The sequence below is a fragment of the Streptomyces litchfieldiae genome (assembly GCF_031845365.1).
Classification (GTDB): Bacteria; Actinomycetota; Actinomycetes; order Streptomycetales; family Streptomycetaceae; genus Streptomyces; species Streptomyces litchfieldiae.
In genome coordinates this window covers 1-19,769 of sequence record NZ_JAVREL010000034.1, presented here as the reverse complement: position 1 = coordinate 19,769, position 19,769 = coordinate 1, and the positions used below count along the sequence as shown (strand labels likewise).

Below are 19,769 nucleotides of genomic sequence, written 5' to 3'. Positions count from 1 at the left end.
TTCTCCCCGTCCGCATCTGACCCGACACACCGGGCCCCTCCCCACGCTTCGTGCGTTGGGGAGGGGCCCTTTCGTGTTGAGACCGTGCGTACGGGCCTGTGTACGGGGTTGGCCACGCAGATGTGATTCCTCGGCGCCCCTCCGACCGGTGTGATTGCCCAGAACGAGAAGGGCTGGAGGCGTGATGGACGACTTCTTCGCGAGAGTCACCGGGCGGGCGTGGCCGTGGCCGGCCGGCCGGGAGGACTACCACTGGCACATCCTGCCGCCCGACTCCGGGCTGGTCCGGGACAAGCTGATGGGCCCCTACCGGGAGGTCACCCACCACCCCGGGCTGGAGCCGGTTGCCCCGGAGTGGGCCCACATCACCGTGCTGCACTCCGGCCCGGTGGGTGAGGTCACCGGGCCGGAGATCACCGCGATCACCAGCCGGGTCCGTGCCGCCTGCGCGACCGTCGCCCCGTTCACCCTGACCGTGGACCGGCCCGCAGTCGGCACCGTCGCGGTCGAACTCCCGGCCCGGCCCGGCGCGCCAGCTCGCCGCCTGTGGGAGCTGACCACCGAAGCGACACGTGAGGTGATCGGCGGCCGCTATCCGGTGCTGCCCGCCGTCTACTACCCCCACCTCACGATTGCCTACGCCGACCATCGGGAGTTGCATCAGACGGGCGCGAACGCCCTGGTCGCCAGGTCGTGGGACAGCGGCTTCGGACTGCGAGGAGCCTACACTCTGGCCGCCTGACCTGCCACTCTTGAGGCCTATTCCCATCTGATGCAAGATATGCCCGTCAGAGGGGAAGGAGTCTTCGTGGTGAAGCGGACCGTGGACCTGGCCGGCGCAGCCCACTTGGAGCTGATCTCCGGAGTCGTACATCTGCGGCCCGAGGACGCCATGGTCGACGCCATGCTGCGCGGCTGGCGGAACCAGCAACTCGCCCGCAATCTGAAGGCGAGGACCATCGAGGGCCGAGAGCAACGCGTCCGCCGGTTCCTGACGTTCACCAACGAGTACCCGTGGGGGTGGACGTCGGCACACATGGACGAGTGGTCGGCAACGCTGACCGGCGAAGACCACCTCGCCCCGTCCACCGTGCGCAATTACCAGGGCACGTTGCGGCTGTTCACCGAGTTCCTCATCGATCATCGCTACGGCTGGACGACGGCGTGTGAGGAGTCGTTCGGCACGTATCCGGTGGCGATTGCCCACGAGTGGAACACTCTGCCGCACCTCCAGGACTACGAGGGCGATCCGGAGGCCCGCCCGTTCACGCGCGAGGAGTTGCAGCTCTTCTTCGATTACGCCGACGAGCAGGTCGTACGCGCGATTCGGACGGGTCGCAAGGGAGCGCTGGCGGCGTACCGGGACGCCACGCTGTTCAAGGTGATCTACGGCTGGGGGCTGCGGCGGACGGAGAGTTCGCGGCTGGACCTGGTGGATTTCGGGCGCAATCCCAGGGCGCCGCAGTTCGGCCGGTACGGCACGTTGAACGTGCGCTACGGCAAGGCGAAGAAGGGCCAGCCGCCGCGTCGGCGGAACGTGCTGACGGTCATGGACTGGGCGGTGGAGGCGGTCGAGGACTATGCCGAGAACGTCCGGCCGCGTTTCGGGTTCCCCGACCACCCGGCGCTGTGGGTCACCGAACGCGGTGGGCGGCTCCAGCCCAGTTCGATCAACGACCGGTTCGGGACCTACCGAGACGCCCTGGGGCTCCACAAGGAGTTGGTCGTCCATTCGCTGCGCCACTCGTACGTCACGCATCTGACCGAGGACGGGGTGGACCGGATGTTCATCCAGCAGCAGGTCGGCCACGAAAATAGCAGCTCGATGGCCATCTACACCCACGTCAGCGACGACTTCATGAACTCGGCCCTGCAGCGGGCCCTGGCACCGGCCTTCGCCTAAAGACCGCTGCTTGAGGAAGGACACCTCGGATGCCCGCAGCGAAGCTCGACTATCGGTGGCACCTGCGCAAGGTCATGGCCGAGCGCGGCATGTTCAACACCAGCGACCTGATCCCGCTGCTCGCCGAGCGCGGCATCACGCTGTCCTCCAGCCAGGTCTACCGGCTGGTGACCGAGCGGCCGGAGCGTCTGAGCATGAAGGTCTTCATGGCGCTGCTCGACATCTTGGACTGCCGGATGGAGGAACTGATCGAGCCGGTCGCCGCAGCCGGAACGGCAAGCCGGCCGAAGAGGAAGGCAGCCGCCGCGGGTGGGGAAGCGCCGGAGCCGGGGCTCGGCGGCCTTCGCCCGAAGCGGGCCCGTGTCACGGGAGGTGATCAATGAGTGGAGGCTCCCCCGCCGGCCCGTCACGCGAGGAGACGGTCGACCACGAGCCGCTGGAGGTCCTGGTGGACCTGCTCTGCGAGGTCGAGACGTCCCTGAGCCGCGAGAAGGTGCGCGAGGTCACCGCCCAGGTGGTGCACGGTCGCGCCCGGCAGCGCCGTATCGCCCTGGAACTCATGGCCAGCCCCCAGGTGTTGCGGACCGGGCTGTCGCCGTGCGCGATCCGGGTCGGCACCTTGTTGATGATGCTGAAGCGGGCCGGGGCTGAGCAACTGGCGCACCCGAAGTGCCGGGTGTGCGGGAGCGAGCTGGTGACGTATCTGCACAGGCGCGCCCGGGACTGGGGCTGCGGGCCGTGCCTGAAGAAACCCGAGACGTGCGCCTCGTGCGGTGACGTCCGCGCCGTACGGACCCGCGACCGCCATGGACGGCCGCATTGTGAGCGATGCCAGTCCCGGGACAGCGACCCCACCGAGGCCCTCGTGGCGGTGCTGGCCGGACTGGAGCCCGCCCTCAACCGGGCCCAAGTCCTGGCAGCTCTTGAGCAGACCGCGCGCTCGTATGCCCGTCGCCGCCAGGTCGCGTGGGCCGTCGTGGACCGTCCTGACCTTCTGACCGGCCAGGGTGCCTCCGCGCCTGTCCCGGGAGTCCTGCGCTTCATCGACGCACTCGCTCTAGCTGGCGCCCGCGCCGTGATAATGCCTCCGTGCCCCAGATGCGGCAATCAGTGCCCGCTGAAGGAGCCGGTGGACGGGCAGCGGCTATGCGCCTCTTGCGTGCAAATGTCACGCGCCGTGCCGTGCGATCGGTGCGGGAAGACCAAGCCCAAGAACCACCGCGATGAGTGCCTGTTTCTAATCTCAGCCCAGTGGCACGACGTGTGCCGGGCCGCCCACTGGTAGTCGTCGGTGGCTGCCCAGCGTCGGGGCTCTCTACCGGTCGAACGCCCCAGGTAACTACGCATCCACCGGTTCGGCCCCAGAGCACCTGAGCTCGGTGAAGGCTGGGAACATGAGGAGAGTGAACCGAATCAAGATGCACGCCGACGAAGTTGAGACGAGCACCGGACTCGTGCGTGGTTTGCTGAGTCAGCAGTTCCCTCAATGGGCCGACCTGCCGATCAAGCTGGTTCCCTCCTACGGCACGGATCATGACATCTACAGGCTGGGCGAACGGCTCTGCATCCGGATGCCACGGATCGGGTGGGCGTCCGGGCAAGCCGAGCGTGAGGTGACCTGGCTGCCCCGGTTGGCGCCGCACCTTCCGCTGCTCCTCCCCGTGCACGTGACGATGGGGCAGCCAGCCGGGGCATACCCCTTCACATGGTCCATCTGGGAGTGGCTGCCCGGCGACAACGCCAACGGCACCATCAGTGACCTGGAGCAAGCCGTCGTCGACCTTGTCGGCTTCATCACCGCGATGCGGCGCATCGACACGACCGACGCGCCGCCGCGAGCCCGGGGCGCGCGGGGCGGGAAGTTGACAGAGAACGATGAACAGGTCCGGCGCGCGGTTGCGGAACTCGGTGATCGGGTGGATGGTGCCGCCGTCATCCGCGCCTGGGAAGAGTCACTTACAGCACCCCCATGGGACCGGGACGTGTGGGTGCACGGAGACCTTCTCCCGGGTAATCTGCTGGTCGATCGGGGCCGCCTGTCTGCGGTCATCGACTGGGGCGGGCTGAACGTTGGTGACCCTGCATGTGACTTGCAGCCAGCATGGAACATCTTCGCCGGCCGGAGCCGCGAAGCGTTCCTGTCCGAACTCGGAGTGGACACAGGCGCTTATCTGCGCGGCCGGGGCTGGACCCTTTACCAAGCGATCACCGGTCTTAACTATTACTGGGATACCAATCCAGGGATGGTTCGGCAGGTCTCCCATGCACTCTCGCAGGTTCTGGCCGAGGCCTGATGCTTTCGGGCACATCGCCCAACTGTCACTTGTTCAAGTAGAGCGCTCGGTGTCGTCAGGCTGAGGTCTGCCCGGGCGTCGGCTGCGAGTGCTGGCCGCGGCGGGTGAGCCGCCTGGTCATCAGCGTGATCGCGGCCCAGGTGATGAGCGATTCAGCGTGCTGGGGGAGGCGTTCGTAGTCGCGTGCGTGGCGGCGGGCGTGCATGATCCAGGCCAAGCTGCGTTCGACGACCCAGCGGCGGGGCAGGACGACGAAGCCGGTTGCGTCTTTGGGGCGGGAGACGGTCTTGATGGTCAGGTCGAGGAAGGTCTTGGCCCAGGTGACGAGGGTGCCGGCGTAGGCGGAGTCGGCCCAGACGATGGTGATCTCGGGGTGCATCAGCCGCAGCCGGAAGAGGACTTCCTTGGCCGCGTCGCGGTCGGTCATGTCGGCCGGGGTGACCATGACCAGCAGCGGCAGGCCCTTGGTGTCCACGACCAGGTGTCTCTTCCTCCCGTTCACCTTCTTCGCGGGGTCGTAGCCGCGGGTGGCCCGGCTGACGGTCTCGGCGGCCCGGACGCTCTGGGAGTCGATGACGGTGGCCACCGCCTGCGGGGCCCTGCCCATGCCGAGGCGGATGCGGCGGCGGAGCTGGTCGCGTATCTGCCCGACCACTCCCGCGGCGGCCCACCTCGCCATGAATCCGTAAACGGTCCGCCATGGTGGGAAGTCTCGTGGCAAAGCACGCCACTTGCAGCCTGAGTCGACCACGTAGCGGATGGCGTCGACGATCTCGCGCCGTGGGTGCTTCTCCGGCCGGCCGCCGGTCGGGCTCTCGCAGGCCGGTGGTGGGAGGAGGGGTTCGATCAGGGCCCACTCGGTGTTGGTGGTGTCCGAGGGGTAGCGGCGGCGGCGCATCGTAGGTGCCTTCCGGCAAGCGGTGCCGCCCCGAGGGCCCGCCCCAGGTCGGGGCCCCGGGTGGCGGTCAGGAGGTGGTGATGAGGTCGAGGGTGGATTCGATGGAGTTGAGTTGGGCGACGATGTGTTTGATCCACTTGTCGCCGGGGTGTGCGGCGGCGTGCGGGGCGATGGTGCCGGTGATGAACCGGCGGAACGCGGTGAGTTTCTCGGTCAGCACGGCCCGTTCGTATGCCTCCAGCGCCGCCCGGTCGGCGCCGAGCTGATAGCCGTCCGCTCTGGTCCAGATCAGCGGCGGCCAGCCGTTCTCGGCGATGACGTCGCGCAAGGCGGCAAGGCCTGCCCGCACCTGGCTGGGCGACAGCTCGCTGGCCCGGACCAGCTGAGGGAACAACAGCCCCGCCGGGCGGGCCTCGAACAGCACGAACCGCAGGGTGTCGGCGTGCCGCAGGGCGGCTTCGCCCCGGCGCCGTGAGGCGCGGGGCATGGCTATTCGCCTCGCAGCATGCGGGCCAGCTCGTCGTCCATGTCGACCCGGCCGGTGTCGACCGCCTGCTCGATCCAGTCGAGTGTGGCCTTCACCCGCGCCACGTTCTCGTGCACGATGGTGCGCTCGTCCTCGCCGAGCTGCCGGTCACGCAGACCGGGGACGACCCTGCCGGCGGCGGCGACGAAGGCGTGGCAGGCAGTGACCAGGTCCAGGAACTCCACCGACCGGTCGATCCGACGCACGGCCGGGGCGACAGGGCTGGAGTCCTCGAAGTCCTCGCGGGCCTGCCGGTGACGCTCGGCCTGGGCATGGTTGACCTGGAAACGGGCGGTGTCGTCACTCATGACCTTGAACGCGACGTCCGGACGCCGCAGCAGGCCCCTGGCCGCGGTCGCCGCGACGGACTCGTCCCGGGTGAACTCCTCCACGGCCCGGACCTTCTCCTCCGCCGTGACTTTGGCCGCCACCTGGGGACGTCGCAGCAGATCCGTGGTGACCTGCGCGGCGACCTCCTCGTCCCGCGCAAGCGCGTGGATCGCGGTGATCTTCTCCTCGGGGGAGACCGGGTTGTCGACCTGCTGGCCGACGCGCCGGCTGGCATCGTCCGCCGTCCACCGGGCCTTGCCCTCGGGCGGCTGCTTGATCGCGGCGAACCGCTCCTCCTCGTCCTCGATGCTGGCCAGGATGCGGTGGACCGTGTGGGAAACGCCGGCCTGTCGGTGCTCCTTCGGCCAGCGCGAGGACACCCAACGGGCACTGTGGACCGTGCTGAACGACAGCCCGATGTCCTCGGCCAGGCGCAACAGCGTCAGTCGCACCGTCCACTCCGCGTTCACCGCGACCACACCGCCGCGTGACCGCATCGGCTGGATCTCCAGGGCACGGTCCCCGATCGTGAACTGCCCCCGTGACTGCTGTTCGACCACATCCCGCAGCTCGGCCACGATCTGCTCATAGCGGGACTGGCTGACGTTTCCGACCTTCTCGATGTCCTCCGGCATGGTGTCTCACCATCCAAGTACGGGCCAGGGCACGGCACTTCAGTCCGCAACAGAGCAGGGCCCGCCGTTACTTCGAGAGTCAGACCGACAATCGGAAGATCGCAACGAAAGCCCGCAACTGAACGAAACTGGGCAAAAGCTGAGCGGAGAGGCGTTCGCGATGCGGTTACCGTGACCGTTCGCCGAACGATTCGTTCCGCCGCCTCCAGGCCCTCACCTTGCACCGCGGCGAGCAGTACAAGGCATCCGAGCGGCGGTCGACGCCGGCCAGCCACCGAGCCCCACACTCCGGACACTCAGCCTCGCCGACGCCCTCCCGGACGGCCGCCAGACGCTTCCGCAACCGCTGTTCCACCCGCCACTGCCTGGCACGACACGCCGACGAGCAGAACACCGCACCCAACCGGGCATCCGGCCTCAGCCGTTCGCCACAGCCCCGACAGTCCCTCTCTCCAGCCCGCCCGGCGACCTCGGACACCAAGCCAGCGTAGAACCCAAGGCTACTCAGAACCGGGGTTCAGACACAGGCACTGAGCACGGGATGGTCCTGTGCCAGTCCTGCTGGGTCAGCGACCCACGGAACCGGGAGGTCTGCTCCCGGTGCGGGAACCGCCGCCGGGTGGCCGGTCGCACCGAGGGAGGGCCAGTGTGCCAGACCTGCCGGGCACGCCCCGAGCGCACCTGCGCCATCTGCGGCCGGAAGGGCCGGGGCAACCTCTCCCGCGCGATCAACAAGCATGTGTGCGACCGGTGCAAAGGCCACTGGGTCGTCTGCTCCGGCTGCGGCACCGGAGCCGTGGTCAGGGGAGGGACGCCGGACAAGCCGTTGTGCGCGCGGTGCGTCAACCCCGACCCGACGTTCTGGAAACGCTGCCGGATCTGCGAGATCACCTGGCAACTGACGACCGCACCGTGTACTCGCTGCTGTCTCGACCGCAGGCTGCGAGAGGTCTTCACCGCCGCCGACGGCACCACCGCGCCGGAGCTCGACCGGCTGCGCGAGAAGCTGATCCGCGTCGACCACCCCAACTACGCGATCACCTGGCTGCGCAAGGCGAATGTGCAGGAGACGATCCGGGCCGTCGTCCGCGAACATCCCGTGATCACCCACAACGCCCTGGACGCGATGCCGCGCTCCAAGACGCTCGACCACTTCCGCTCCATGCTCGTGCACGCCGGCGCCCTGGAGCCCCGCGACGAACGGCTCGTCCGCCTCGAACAGCGCGTGCACGGGATCATCGATCAGTATGACAAGGGCGACCACCGGCAGGCTCTCCACGGCTACGCTGTGTGGCATCTCCTGCGGCGTCTCCGGACGCGGTTGAAGGGCACGTTCGTCACCGATCAGCAGGCGATCAACCTGCGCCTGCACGTCACGGCCGCGGATGCGTTCCTGCGCTGGCTGGAAGCCCGAGGCCAGACCCTGGCCACCTGCACACAGCCACAGGTCGAGGCGTGGGCGGCGACCAAGCCGAGTTACGTGGAGGAAGCCTCGGGCTTCATCCGCTGGGCCGTCGCCCACCGCTACGCTCACGGGCTGAGCGCCCCGGCCCTCCGCTGGACGGGCCCTGCCGGGCCGCACGACCAGGACCGGCGATGGGCCGACGCGCGTCGGCTCCTGCACGACGACACTCTGGCGATCGCCGACCGGGTCGCCGGCCTGCTGATCCTGCTGTACGCCCAGAAGGTCAGCTCCATCTGCCAGCTCACCACCGACCACGTCAGCCGGGACGACGGCCCCATCCGGCTCCACCTCGGCAGCCGACCGATCACCCTGCCCGAGCCGGTGGACGCCCTGGTGGAGGAACTGGTGGCCACCCGCCGGGCCGACACGCTGCTGTCCTCACACAGCACGTGGCTGTTCCCGGGGCGGCAGGCCGGACAGCCCCTCCACGAGAGCCAGATGATCCGGCGCCTGCGCGCTGTCGGCGTCAAGCCCCGCCAGAGCCGGAACACCGCCCTGTTCACCCTGGCCTCGCAGATCCCGGCCGCGATCCTGGCCAAGGTCCTGGGGCTCCACCGCTCGGTGGCCGTTCAGTGGCAGCAGGCCAGCGGCGGCGACTGGATGGCGTACGCCGCCGATGTCGCCACGCGGAACTCTCGCACGGTGGGTGACGCTCAGGAGGCGTCGGTGGAGGAGACCCCCTCGACCACCTCCCAGGTGTAGATGCCCCTGCCCCGGGGCATGCGCTGGACCGCGAGAGGGACACGATGATCGCGAGATCGACCCGTTCGGGGCGAGTTCGCCGAATCTCGCGATTCGGCAGCCGGCGCTCGGTGCCGCAGGTCGGGCCCTAGCTGCGTGGGGCTGGCTGGGAGGTGGGAGAGGAGTTCGCCGCGGGCTGGGACGCGTTCGTGGGGTTCAGGAAGGCGACGGCGGCGGTGGCGGCGAGGGTGATGGTGCCGGCGATGAGGACGGCCAGGCGTAGTCCGTCGGTGAAGGCGTGGGCGAACAGGTCGTGGGCAGTGCCCGGTTCGAGGGGAAGTCCGTCCCAGGGTCGGCCCTGGCTGTCGATCAGGGCCCTGGCGGTCTGGTGTTCTGCGTGTGCCGTGACGGAGCCGGTGGGCAGGTCGTGTGCGAGAGCGGTGGTGGCGCGGGTGGTGAGGAGGGAGCCGAGCAGGGCGATGCCGAGGGCGGTGCCGGTCTGGCGGGTGGCGTTGACGGTCGCGGCGGCGGCGCCGGAGCGCTGTCGGGGCACGGCCGCCAGGGCAGCGGCGTTGGTGGGGGTGATGGCCAGGCCCATGCCGGTGCCCAGGATTGTGAAGACGATGGCGATCCAGGCGTATGGGGTACCTGGGGTGAGGGTGAGCAGGGCCAGGAGACCGAGGGTAATGAGGCCGTATCCGGCGAGCATGGAGCGGCGAGGGCCGAACGTTGCGGTCAGGCGCCCTGCCTGGGTGGAGGCCAGGGCGATGGCGATGGAGTAGGGGAGGAATTTCACGCCCGTCATGACCGCGGAGGTGTCCTGGACCTGCTGGAGGTAGAGGGACAGCAGGTAGAAGGTGCCGTAGGCGCCGAAGCCGAGGATGAGCGAGGCGGTGTTGACGAGCGCGAAGCTCCGGTCCCGGAAGAGGGTGAGCGGGAGGAGGGCGCGGTCGGAGCGGCGTTCCGCGAGAAGAAAGAGGAGGAAGGCCACGGCGGCGATGCCGAAGAAGGTGAGTACGCGGGGCTGGGTCCAGCCATGGTGGCCGGCGTCGATCACGGCGTAGGTCAGCGCCGCCAGCCACAGGACGGCGAGGAGCTGGCCGAGGGGGTCGGTCGCGGCGTGGTCGGGGTCGGCGGACTCCTCGATGCCGCGCAGGCCGACGATCAGGGCGAGTGCGCCCAGGGGCAGGTTGATCAGGAAGATGGCGGGCCAGCCGAACGTGTCGGTCAGGGCGCCGCCGAGGAGCGGGCCGAGGACGACGGCCAGCGCGGTGACCGCGCCCCACAGGCCGATGATCCGGGCGCGCCGGGCGGGGTCGGGGAAGCCCTGGGCGAGCAGGGACAGCGCGCCGGGCGTGATGGCCGAGGCGCCGATGCCCTGGGCGAGGCGGGCGGCGATCAGCGCGCCGGGGGTGGGTGCCAGGGCGCAGGCGAGGGAGGCGAGAGTGAAGATCGTCAGGCCGGTGAGGAACGTCTTCTTGCGGCCGAATCGGTCGCCGAGGGCGCCGCCGGTGAGCATGAACGCGGACAGGCCGAGCGCGTAGCCGTCGACGATCCACTGGACGTCGGCGAGGCGGGCGTCCAGGTCGCTTTGCACGGCGGGGAGGGCGACGTTGACCACGCTGAGGTCCAGCAGGGCCATGAACGTGCCGAGGAAGACGGCCGTGACCAGGCCGACGGGGGTGGAACGGGAGGCGGGCACAGATGCTCCTTGGGGTCATCCGTTGGGCGGACATCGGGCCGGCCGCGGCTTGTTCTTCACCGTGCCACCTCAACCCGGGTTGAGGTCAAAACCGGTGGTTTCCGCCGCTGGGGCGCTGTCCCCTCGCGTGCGGGCCGCCCGGGACCTGGTCGAATGAAGGCCATGGACTCGCGGTTGCTGCCCATCGGATCGGTCGCCCGCCACTTCGGCCTGCCGGTCTCCACGCTCCATTACTGGGAACGGGTCGGTCTGCTCCGGCCGGCCCGCCGGGTGGCGGGACGTCGCTTCTACGGGCCGGAGGAGATGCGCCGTATCGCGCTGGTGACGCTGTGGCAACGGACGGGGATGATGAGCCTGGAGGAGATCGGAGCCGTCCTTGAGGGGCGGCGCGGCCGGGCCGGCTGGCAGGAGACGGTCGGGACGCGGATTGAGGAGATCGACGCCCAGCTGAGGCGCCTCACCGCCGCGCGCGCCTACCTCAGCCACATGCTGGAGTGCCCCCGCGACAACCCCGCCCGGGACTGCCCGAAGCTTCACGCCGAGATCGACGAGCATCTCCCTCGGACGGCGCCTGCGGTGCCTGAGGAGGACTGAGCCGCCGACGGCGGTGCGCGCGCTGCCGGCAGGCGTTGGAGCAGTAGGTCCGGGGCCGTCCGGTGGCGGAGCGGGGGACGGGGTGGCCGCAGGCAGGGCAGACTCCTTGAGCGGTTTCGTTACGCGGCCGGCCGGGTGGCGGGCTTTCGTCTCGTCCGGTGCGCCAGGGGGTGTGGCGGTGGATCTCCCGGTCCAGGTGGGGGCAGCGGGTCGGGTCCTGGTGGGTGCAGCGGAGCATGTGGGTCAGGTAGCCGCGGGCGGCGGTGATCCGCTCGATCTGCTGGTCGAGGGCGCTGACGCGGGCGCGTACGGTGTCCTGCCAGTGGCCGCTCGCCGCGCCGTCGGCAAGGACATCCGCGATGGCATCGAGCGGCATCATCGCCATGGTCCGGCATATGTAGACGAACGCGATCCTGCGCAGTTCGTCCCGCCCGTACACCCGGCGTGATCCCTCCGTTCGGCGCGGGCTGATCAGGCCCTGCCGCTCCCACCACCGCAGGGTGGAGGGCGCCAGTCCGAACAGCGCGGACACCTCGCCGATCGTCATCTCGTGGATCTCGGCCGGTCTCTTCATGTCCTCATTTGACATGAAGTCGACTTCAACCGACAGGCTTCTTGGAGATCGTTTTCAACTAGCTGATCGGGTCATGCCTATCGGTGACCGGAAGGGCCTGTTTCATGCGGGGTGCACAGACCGGTGAGCAAGCCGGGTGGGGTCATGTGGTCGTCCTTGGTTGCCTCTACCTGGTGCAGGACGTCGGCTACGCCTTCTTCTTCGTCACCTACGTGACCATCCTGCGGTCGGAGGGCGTCGCGCTGGACACCCTGGCGGTGACCAACGCGGTCGGCGTGGTGTGGGCGCTGAAGTTCCTGTGGGCGCCGGTGGTGGACCGGTATGGCTGGCGTCGCCTGGGGCATTACCGCGGGTGGCTGCTGGGCACGCAAGTGGCCTCATTGCTGGTGCTCGCGTCGGTGGCGGTGCTGGACCCGGTGGGGCAGCTGCCGCTGGTGGTGGGACTGATGGCCGTGCTGCTGCTGGTGTCGGGCACGCAGGAGACGGCGATCAACGGCCTGGCGGTGACTCTGCTGTCGGCTGGGCAACGGCCGGTGGCGGGCGGGGTGCAGCTGGCGTCGGCGTCGGCGAGCGCGGTGATCGGCTCGGGCGGGGCGCTGTTCGTCTACTCCCACCTGGGCTGGACGGAGGCGGTGGCCGTGGTCGGTGCCGTCTTCCTGCTGCCGCTGGGCGTGCTGGTCCGGCTGCGCGAACCGGCCCGGGCTGCGGTGCCGACGGCGGAACGGCCCGGGCGGCGGACGCTGCTGGGGTTCCTGCGGGGCGGCGGGCGCCTGTGGTGGGTGGTGCTGGTGACGCCCGCGTACGTCAGCGGCGGATACATGGTGCAGGCCCTGGTGACGCCGATGCTGCTGCGGGACGGGTGGTCGCTGGAGCGCATCGCCTTCGTGCAGAACACCCTCGCGGCGCTGGTGTCGGTGGCGGCGGGCGTGGCGGGCGGGATATGGGCCCGGCGCGCTGGCCGCGCCCGGGCGCTTCTGGTCTTCGGGACGGCGAAGGCCGTCGCCGTCGCCGCTCTGCTGCCGCTGGCCGCGGGCGGCGGTCACGACCTGCTGGTCGCTTTCTCCGCGGTCGCGGTGTCGGCGGCCACGGCATGCGCGATGGCCGCCCTGGTCACGGTGGTGATGGATCTGGCTCGGCCCGAGGCCGCCGCCACCGACGTCACGTTGCAGCTGGCGAGCACGTCCCTGGTGAGGCTGGCGGCCAACTCCGGTGGACTGGCGCTGGCGGCCCGCGCCGGCTACGTGCCGCTGGTGCTGGGCGGAGCCCTGGCCACGCTCGCTGGGACGGTCGCCTGCCACGCCTGGATGCGCCTGCGCTACCCGTCCGCCGTGGCCGCCGCCGGCGGCGACGCACGTGCCGCAGCCCCGCCCGGCCCGCATCCTTCCGCACCCATCCCCGCCCCTTGACCCGCTCAGCCTTCCCGACACGCCGACCTGGAGGTTCCACCGTGTCCACCGCGACCGCTTCCCCACCGAGTGTGGCGGTGCTGCTGCGCCCGGCCCGCACGGCCCTGGTCTGCTCGGCCGTCGCCTCGGCGCTGGCCGCCGCGGTGGGGCTGCTGCCCTACGTCGCCGTCACCGAGCTGGCCCGGCTCGGCCTGGCAGGCCGCATCGGCACCGGCAGCACCTGGTTCTGGGTCGCCACCGGCGTCGCGGGTGGCATGGCGCGCCTGGTGCTCACCGGTGCCGCGTCCCACCTGGGCCACTACGCCGACGCGATCGTCCAGCGGCACATCCGCCGCCGGCTGATCGACCACATCGGGTCGCTCCCGCTCGGCTGGCTGGCGGTACACGGCTCGGCCCGGCTGAAGAAAACCCTGCACGACGACGTCGAGGAGGTGCACCAGCTGGTCGCGCACGCCCTCGGCGACATCGCGGGCGGCGTCGCCGTGACCGTCACCGGCTTCTGCTACCTGCTGACGGTCGACTGGCGCATGGCGCTGATATGCGTCGCGACCATCCCCCTGTTCCTGTTCACCTTCCGCCGCTCCATGCGCACCTCCGCCACCCGGCTCGCCCAAGTCGCCGCCGCCGTACGGCGGATCAACGCAGCCGCCATCGAACACGTCGACGGCATCCAGGTCCTGAAGATCTTCGGCACGAACAACGCCGCAGGGCGCCGCTTCGAAGACGCCGTCGACGCGCACGAGACCGCGCTGCGCCAGTGGGCCGCAGAGGCCGCCCGCAGCTCCGCCGCCACCCGGGTGCTCATGGCCGGCCCCACCGTGCTCCTGCTGTGCCTGGCCGTCGGCGCGCCGCTGACCACCGCCGGCCATCTTGCGCCCGCCGACCTGCTGCCCTTCCTGCTGGTCGGGATCGCCCTGCCCAAACCGTTCATCCCCATCGTCCAGGGCGGTCAGCAGCTGCGCCGGGCCGGCACCGCCGCCCGGCACATCGAGGAGGTCCTGCGCACCCCGCCACTGCCCGAGCCCGCCCCGGGGCAGGCTGCCACGCCGGCCGGCGGCGGTCTGGAGTTCGATCACGTCACGTTCTCGTACGACGGCACCACCAACGCCGTCGCGGACGTCAGCCTCACCTGCCCGCCCGGCACGGTCACCGCCCTGGTCGGGCCCTCTGGCTCGGGCAAGTCCACCCTCGCCCGCCTGGTGCCCCGGTTCTTCGACGTCACCTCCGGGGCCGTGCGCGTCGGCGGCGCCGACGTTCGCGACCTACCGACCGCCGTCCTGCTGCGCCAGGTCGCCCTCGTCCTCCAGGACGTGGTGCTCCTGCGCGACACCGTCACCGACAACATCCGTATCGCCCGCCCCGACGCCACCGACGCCGAAGTTCGCGCCGCCGCTCGGGCCGCCCGCATCCACGACGTCATCGAACGACTGCCACACGGCTACGACACCGTCCTCGACGGGCCCGGGCTGGCCGGCCTGTCCGGCGGCGAGCGGCAACGCCTCACCATCGCCCGCGCTCTGCTGCAGGACGCGCCCGTCGTCATCCTCGACGAGGCCACCTCCGCACTGGACCCCGAGAACGAGGCGGCCGTTCAGCACGCCCTGGCCACCCTGACCGAGGGGCGCACCGTGCTGGTCATCGCCCACCGCCTCCACACGATCACCGGCGCCGACCGCATCGCCGTCCTCGACCACGGGCGGATCACCGAAGCCGGCACCCACCACGAACTCCTGCGCGCCCAAGGCGGCTACGCCCGCATGTGGGCCGCCCGCACCCGGCCAGCCTCCCCACTCCGGCCCGGCCAGCCCGACCACGCCGCTCCGCCCACCGCGCCTGCCGACCGGGAGGTCTGACGCATGATTCGCCACCTGCTCGCCCTGTGGCCCGACCGGGCAGCGCTCTACCGCGTCCTGGCGCTGTTCGCCGCTCTCGGCCTCACCGAGGGCCTGCTCTTCGCCCTCCTCGTGCCCGTCCTTCATGAACTCCTCGCCCCGGAACCGCGCCTGGCTGACCTCACCCCCTGGGCACTGGGCGGAGTAGTGCTGATCGCCGCCCACTGGACGCTGACCGTGCTGGCCACGCCGGTGTCGTTCGCCGCGTCCTTCTCCCTCACCCGCGCCCTCCAGCTCCGCATCGGCCACCACCTGACCACGCTGCCCCTGGGCTGGTTCACCCCTGACCACAAGGCCCGCGTCGCCCGCGAGATCAGCCACTCGGCAGCCAAGGCCGGCGGCTTCGTCGGCCAACTCGCCCCCCGCATCGTCACCGCCCTCACCACCCCCCTGACCCTGCTGGTCACCACCCTGATCCTGGACTGGCGCATCGGCGTCCTGCTGCTCGCCGTGGCGCCGCTCGCCTGGGGCGTCATGCGCTGGTACGGCCGCGTCGCCCGCCGCACCGACCACGTCCTCGACACCACCGAAGCGGAACTGACCGGTCGCACCATCGAACTCGCCCAAGCCCAGCCGGTGCTCCGCGCCGCCGGGCACGCCCGCGACGGCGGTGTCCGCATGCGCCAGGCCCTCGACCAGCAGCACCACGCCTACCATGCCGCGCTGCGCGCCTCCATCGCCCCCCGCCTGGCCTACGTCGCGGTACTCCTCGCGCCCCTGGCCGCCGCCACCGCCACCGCCACCTGGCTCATGCGTCACGGCGAGATCACCATCGCCGAAGGCACCACTCTGCTGCTGTTGGTGGTGCTGTTCATCGAACCCCTCAGCGTCCTTAACGACGCCTACGGCGGCGTCCAGTCCACCCGGATCGCCCTGACCCGCGTCACCGACATCCTCACCGCCCCACCCCTGCCCGCCCCCCGGCGCCCCGGCGTCCACCCGGCCGGGCACGACATCCACCTCGACAACGTCACCTTCGCGTACCACGACGGCGCGCCGCCCGCGCTGCGCGACGTCTCGTTCCACTGCCCGGCCGGCACCACCGCCGCCCTCCTCGGCCCCTCCGGCTCCGGCAAGACGACCGTCACCCGCCTGATCGCCCGTTTCCACGACGTGACCACGGGAGCCATCCGCATCGGCGGCGCCGACATCCGCAACCTCCCCACCGACGAACTGACGGACCACCTGGCCATCGTGTTCCAGGACGTCTACCTCCTGGACGACACGATCGAGAACAACGTCCGCCTCGCCCGTCCCGACGCCACCCCCGATGAGGTGCACGCAGCCGCGGCTGCGGCCCGCCTCGACGAAGTCATCTACCGCCTCCCCGACGGCTGGCATACCCAGGTCGGCGAGGGCGGTGCCCGCTTGTCCGGCGGCGAACGCCAGCGCGTCTCCCTGGCCCGCGCCCTGCTGAAGAACGCCCCGATCGTCCTCCTCGACGAGGCCGCCGCCTCCCTTGACCCGGAGAACGAACGCCTTGTCACCCACGCCCTGCACGCCTTGGCCGCCGACCGCTCCAGCACCATCGTCGTCATCGCCCACCGGATAGAAACCCTCGCCAAGGCCGACCACTTCGTCGTCCTCGACCACGGCCGCGTCGCCGAGTCCGGCACGCTTCCCGAACTCCTGGCCGCCGACGGACGGCTCGCTGCCCTGTGGACGCGGCACGCGGAAGCCACGGAAGGAGCTGACGGTTAAGGGCGTCGGAGGCCCACTGCGCCAGCGGTCCGGAGACCAGCCCTGGTGGTGACCAGCAAGCCGTAGGTCTCCGGACCGAGGAGGTCCTGGCGAAATGCCGGCGGAGGCCGCGTCGTGGCGGCTGCGCAGCCCGCCGTCGGCCTTCCGGATTAGGGCTTGGCGAGGCGTAGCTGGGCGGTATGCCGCTGCAGCTGGTTGATCCGCCACAGCTCGGCCGAATCCCAGCCCGACTCGTCCGCGGGGCCTTGGGTGAGAACTCGGAGAGTTCCAATATCCGACGCTACCGTCAGGCCCTGACGCCGCGCTCGCCGACCGCACCGATCTCAAGGCCCGGCTGTCCGACGTCCCAGACCACGGGCAGGTAGCGATACCGGTTGACCGCATCTCCCTGGTTGCCCAGAGCCACGACGGGCGACAGCAGATCACCTGGCGGCACATCCTGACCATCCCCCTCACCGGCAGGGCCAGCACCCGGCCGGAGACCGCGTAGGCCCCGCATGCGCGACATCTTCTTCGCCACCGTCGGCACGACCATTGGCATCGCCATCCAGTGGGTCCTCTGGCACCGCCCCCGAACCGCTGACCGCCCCGGCACCCGTAAGGAAACCCATCCGTGACCGAACACAACGACACCGCCCACAGCGCCACCACTGCCCGAGAACACGGCGAGACGCCGCCGGCCGCCAGCCAGAGCGACCGGCCATCCATCGTCAGCAACACGATCAGCCCGACCGCCACGATCACCGGCACGGTCATCCAGGCAGGAAACATCTACGCCCCTGGCGGCCTTCGCCTCTGAGACCCGAGCCACCGGCCTCCGTGCCGGCGGAGCGGTCCCGGGGCCGGAGCGCAATCGCTACCTCTGGCCATCGCCACCCGGTAGACCGAGTTCACCGCCGGCACTTCCCCGCCCCTCTACGGCGCGTTGTAGCGCCGTAGAGGGGCTTTTCTGCGTTGCAGGCCCCTGGCAGCCAGCCGAGCACTACCGTGGCCGCACAACCCCCACCAAGGAGGCGCTGATGAGCGAGACCAGAACTACGATGACCGCCTACGTGAACGGCGAGCGGACAGCGCAAGCGCTACGACGACGGCATCGCAGCCCTCGCCCGCGACCCCTACGGCCTCGGCTCCACACCCTCCGACCCACGCGGCAGCCGCGACCGCCGCCAGGTCCCCCTCGCCGACACCCTCACCGTCTACTGGGTGTCAGCCGGCGTGCTGACAATTAGCGTCGTCCAGATCGTCCACTGAGAACGGCCCGCACCCCGCTGACCACCGCAATCGCCGACCTCCCAAATTTGGGAGGTCCCAATTCCCGACCTCCGGATAGGTAGTGTCCTAGCCATGCTGATCGCCAACATCGCCCCGAGGTCCATGGGCAAGACCACCGACACAGGGTGGACGCTCCACGCCCTCTACGAAGCCGAAGCACCCGACGGGACCAAGAAGTACAAGCCCCGCGGCTACGACTCCGACCACTCCCGCCAGCTCCACACCTGGGCAACCGGCCCCGGCGAGTTCCCCATGCCAGTCGAACTCGCCGCCAGCGCCCGGTTTCACCGCGAAGTCCACCCACCCGAAGGCTGGATCAGCGTGGTCGACTGTGGCCACACCGAGAACCACCCCGACATCACCGACAGCGTGCTGCGCGTCGCCGATCTGGTGATCCTCCATCTCACGCCAAGCACCGCCGACATCCAGCGCGTTGTTGACCCGCCTGTTGGCGTACCGATCGCCGACATGGTCGCCCGCTCCGCAGCCCTTCGCCCCGACGGGACTGCGCCGCCGGCCTGGGCTCTGCTCAACCGCGTGGTGCCGCCTCGCATGGAGGCCGGGGTGAAGCGCGAGGCCAAGTCCACCGTGGACGCCCGCGACTGGCTGGAGTCGGAGGGCTGGAAGGTACTCGACACGACCATCCGGACCGTGGAGGACTTCAAGCAGAGCATTGGCCAGCCCATCACCGACGCCAGCTCCACCGAGTTCGGCGACCTCATCCGCGAGCTGGAGAACAGGGGACTGCTGAAGTGACACCGCCACGCCGACGCGGAGGCATGGCAGCCGCCCGGGAACGCATGCAGGGGAGCAGCACCGCCACCACGACCGCCGAGGAGCCGGCCCCGGTCCCTGCTCAGGCGCCAGCTCCTGCCGTCGACCCGTTCGCTCCGCCCACCGAGACCGGCCGTCCGCAGCCCCTCACCCCGGACGTCATTCCGGACCCGCCGGCCACGCCGCGCGCGGAGACGGACAACAGCGCGCTCAGCCCTGAGGAGCGCGCGGATTACGCCGCATGCGAGCGGGCACTGGACCATTACTCACAAGCGACCTGGATGTACGGGAAAGCACTCCAGGCAATCCGTGACTCGCGCTATTACCGCGAGGAATTTGGCACATGGGTCGAATTCCTCGAAGTACGCCGAGGCATCAGCGAATCCCACGCTCACCGCTTCATCGAAGAATGGCCACTGGCACAGGCGCTCTCCCAAACGCTGGGCAAGCCCGCCGTGCAAAACCACGTCACACACCTGCTACCTGCGGCCAAGGCGTACGGAATCAACGTGGCGCTGGACTACTACCAGCTCATGCAGAGCCGCGCCGAGAGTCAGGGCGTCCGGCTGGTGGGCAAGCACGTCCACGCACTTGTAAGGCTGCTCATCGCGCAGGCGGGCCGTAAGGCCGAGCCTGACCAGCTCCAGGAGACCGCGCAGGCTATCGTCCAGGCCGCCGAGGAGCTCGCCCCGGCGCCTATCACCGCCCCTGCGGACTCGGCGTCACCGAAGGAGCTGGAGGCAGCCCCGGCGGCGCGTCCAGCACGTACCGCCCTTCATGACCTGGAAGCCGCGCTGGACGACATGCGGCGCGTGATGCGGGCACTGCGTCCCTCAGCTGTCCAACAGGCCCGAGAGGAAGACCAGGAGCGGACGGAAAGGATCTGGGAGGACCTGAAAGCCGAGATCAGGAGCGCAGATCAGCGAATCCGCCGCCAGGAAAAGAAATTGAGCCAGAAGAAACAGAATCCTGCGTCAACTCCGGATTCATCGGCGAGAATTCCGGATGCAGAATCCAGCGAAGATGGCGCCGCATCAAATGGGAATTGAGGCAAGGGGCGACAGAAGCCCCCTGCCTCGCGTCTTGGTGGTGTAGACCTGTTGGCCGGGTGGGTTTGGGTGG

The 19,769-nt window shown here is 70.0% G+C and carries 19 protein-coding genes; 13 read left to right on the top strand and 6 right to left on the bottom strand.

The features are described 5' to 3' along the window. The first annotated feature begins 184 nt into the window (after positions 1-184). The 5 genes from RM590_RS33935 (at position 185) to RM590_RS33915 (ending at position 4,197) form a co-directional block, all read left to right on the top strand. On the top strand, positions 185-742 hold the full coding sequence (locus RM590_RS33935; RefSeq protein WP_311708655.1) for a 2'-5' RNA ligase family protein: 558 nt from the start codon (positions 185-187) through the stop codon (positions 740-742). Positions 743-808: 66 nt separating this feature from the next. Further along, on the top strand, positions 809-1,903 hold the full coding sequence (locus RM590_RS33930; protein ID WP_394814031.1) for a tyrosine-type recombinase/integrase: 1,095 nt from the start codon (positions 809-811) through the stop codon (positions 1,901-1,903). Between the two features lie 29 nt (positions 1,904-1,932). Further along, positions 1,933-2,286, top strand: a complete 354-nt coding sequence (locus tag RM590_RS33925; RefSeq protein ID WP_311708653.1) for a helix-turn-helix domain-containing protein — start codon at positions 1,933-1,935, stop codon at positions 2,284-2,286. Continuing rightward, the gene (locus RM590_RS33920; RefSeq protein WP_311708652.1) at positions 2,283-3,188 is read left to right on the top strand and encodes a hypothetical protein; all 906 of its coding nucleotides are present in this window, start codon (positions 2,283-2,285) and stop codon (positions 3,186-3,188) included. The genes RM590_RS33925 and RM590_RS33920 overlap by 4 nt, the downstream gene beginning before the upstream one ends. Before the next feature lie 118 nt (positions 3,189-3,306). After that, positions 3,307-4,197 carry an aminoglycoside phosphotransferase family protein gene (locus RM590_RS33915; protein ID WP_311708651.1) on the top strand — a complete coding sequence of 297 codons (891 nt, stop codon included), beginning with the start codon at positions 3,307-3,309 and terminating at the stop codon, positions 4,195-4,197. 55 nt (positions 4,198-4,252) lie between these two features. Here the strand turns inward: RM590_RS33915 and RM590_RS33910 are convergent, their stop codons facing one another. The 3 genes from RM590_RS33910 to RM590_RS33900 form a co-directional block, all read right to left on the bottom strand. After that, entirely contained in the window at positions 4,253-5,095 is an 843-nt protein-coding gene (locus RM590_RS33910) for an IS5 family transposase (protein ID WP_311708650.1), read from the bottom strand. 67 nt (positions 5,096-5,162) lie between these two features. Next, entirely contained in the window at positions 5,163-5,582 is a 420-nt protein-coding gene (locus RM590_RS33905) for a RacP protein (protein ID WP_311708649.1), read from the bottom strand. 2 nt (positions 5,583-5,584) lie between these two features. Further along, positions 5,585-6,586, bottom strand: a complete 1,002-nt coding sequence (locus RM590_RS33900; protein ID WP_311708648.1) for a DUF6192 family protein — start codon at positions 6,584-6,586, stop codon at positions 5,585-5,587. Positions 6,587-7,232: 646 nt separating this feature from the next. On the opposite strand from RM590_RS33900, the gene RM590_RS33895 reads away from it, so the two are divergent. After that, entirely contained in the window at positions 7,233-8,753 is a 1,521-nt protein-coding gene (locus RM590_RS33895) for a hypothetical protein (protein WP_311708647.1), read from the top strand. 127 nt (positions 8,754-8,880) lie between these two features. Here the strand turns inward: RM590_RS33895 and RM590_RS33890 are convergent, their stop codons facing one another. Further along, a complete protein-coding gene (locus RM590_RS33890) occupies positions 8,881-10,434 on the bottom strand; it encodes an MFS transporter (RefSeq protein WP_311708646.1) in 1,554 nt (517 codons plus the stop codon). Between the two features lie 162 nt (positions 10,435-10,596). Between RM590_RS33890 and RM590_RS33885 the strand changes: the two genes are divergently transcribed. Beyond that, positions 10,597-11,028, top strand: coding sequence for a MerR family transcriptional regulator (locus tag RM590_RS33885; RefSeq protein WP_311708645.1), 432 nt, complete (start codon positions 10,597-10,599; stop codon positions 11,026-11,028). On the opposite strand, the gene RM590_RS36130 is transcribed toward RM590_RS33885, so the two are convergent. Then, positions 10,913-11,575 carry a MerR family transcriptional regulator gene (locus RM590_RS36130; protein WP_394814032.1) on the bottom strand — a complete coding sequence of 221 codons (663 nt, stop codon included), beginning with the start codon at positions 11,573-11,575 and terminating at the stop codon, positions 10,913-10,915. The two genes, RM590_RS33885 and RM590_RS36130, sit on opposite strands and share 116 nt — an antisense overlap. Before the next feature lie 131 nt (positions 11,576-11,706). On the opposite strand from RM590_RS36130, the gene RM590_RS33875 reads away from it, so the two are divergent. The 3 genes from RM590_RS33875 to RM590_RS33865 are packed head-to-tail and all read left to right on the top strand — an operon-like array spanning position 11,707 to position 16,601. Then, complete coding sequence (locus RM590_RS33875; protein ID WP_311708643.1) at positions 11,707-13,008, top strand: MFS transporter; 1,302 nt, start codon at positions 11,707-11,709, stop codon at positions 13,006-13,008. A 41-nt stretch (positions 13,009-13,049) separates the two neighbouring features. Next, positions 13,050-14,861 (top strand): ABC transporter ATP-binding protein, encoded by a 1,812-nt coding sequence (locus RM590_RS33870; protein WP_311708642.1) that lies wholly within the window; start codon positions 13,050-13,052, stop codon positions 14,859-14,861. 3 nt (positions 14,862-14,864) lie between these two features. Beyond that, positions 14,865-16,601 (top strand): ABC transporter ATP-binding protein, encoded by a 1,737-nt coding sequence (locus tag RM590_RS33865; RefSeq protein ID WP_311708641.1) that lies wholly within the window; start codon positions 14,865-14,867, stop codon positions 16,599-16,601. Positions 16,602-16,887: 286 nt separating this feature from the next. On the opposite strand, the gene RM590_RS33860 is transcribed toward RM590_RS33865, so the two are convergent. Next, positions 16,888-17,148 (bottom strand): hypothetical protein, encoded by a 261-nt coding sequence (locus tag RM590_RS33860; RefSeq protein WP_311708640.1) that lies wholly within the window; start codon positions 17,146-17,148, stop codon positions 16,888-16,890. Between the two features lie 66 nt (positions 17,149-17,214). Between RM590_RS33860 and RM590_RS33855 the strand changes: the two genes are divergently transcribed. The 3 genes from RM590_RS33855 (at position 17,215) to RM590_RS33845 (ending at position 19,696) form a co-directional block, all read left to right on the top strand. Continuing rightward, entirely contained in the window at positions 17,215-17,400 is a 186-nt protein-coding gene (locus tag RM590_RS33855) for a hypothetical protein (RefSeq protein WP_311708638.1), read from the top strand. A 575-nt stretch (positions 17,401-17,975) separates the two neighbouring features. Next, positions 17,976-18,629 carry a plasmid partition protein gene (locus RM590_RS33850; RefSeq protein WP_311708637.1) on the top strand — a complete coding sequence of 218 codons (654 nt, stop codon included), beginning with the start codon at positions 17,976-17,978 and terminating at the stop codon, positions 18,627-18,629. Positions 18,630-18,652: 23 nt separating this feature from the next. Then, positions 18,653-19,696, top strand: a complete 1,044-nt coding sequence (locus RM590_RS33845) for a hypothetical protein (RefSeq protein ID WP_311708636.1) — start codon at positions 18,653-18,655, stop codon at positions 19,694-19,696. Positions 19,697-19,769 lie beyond the last annotated feature (73 nt).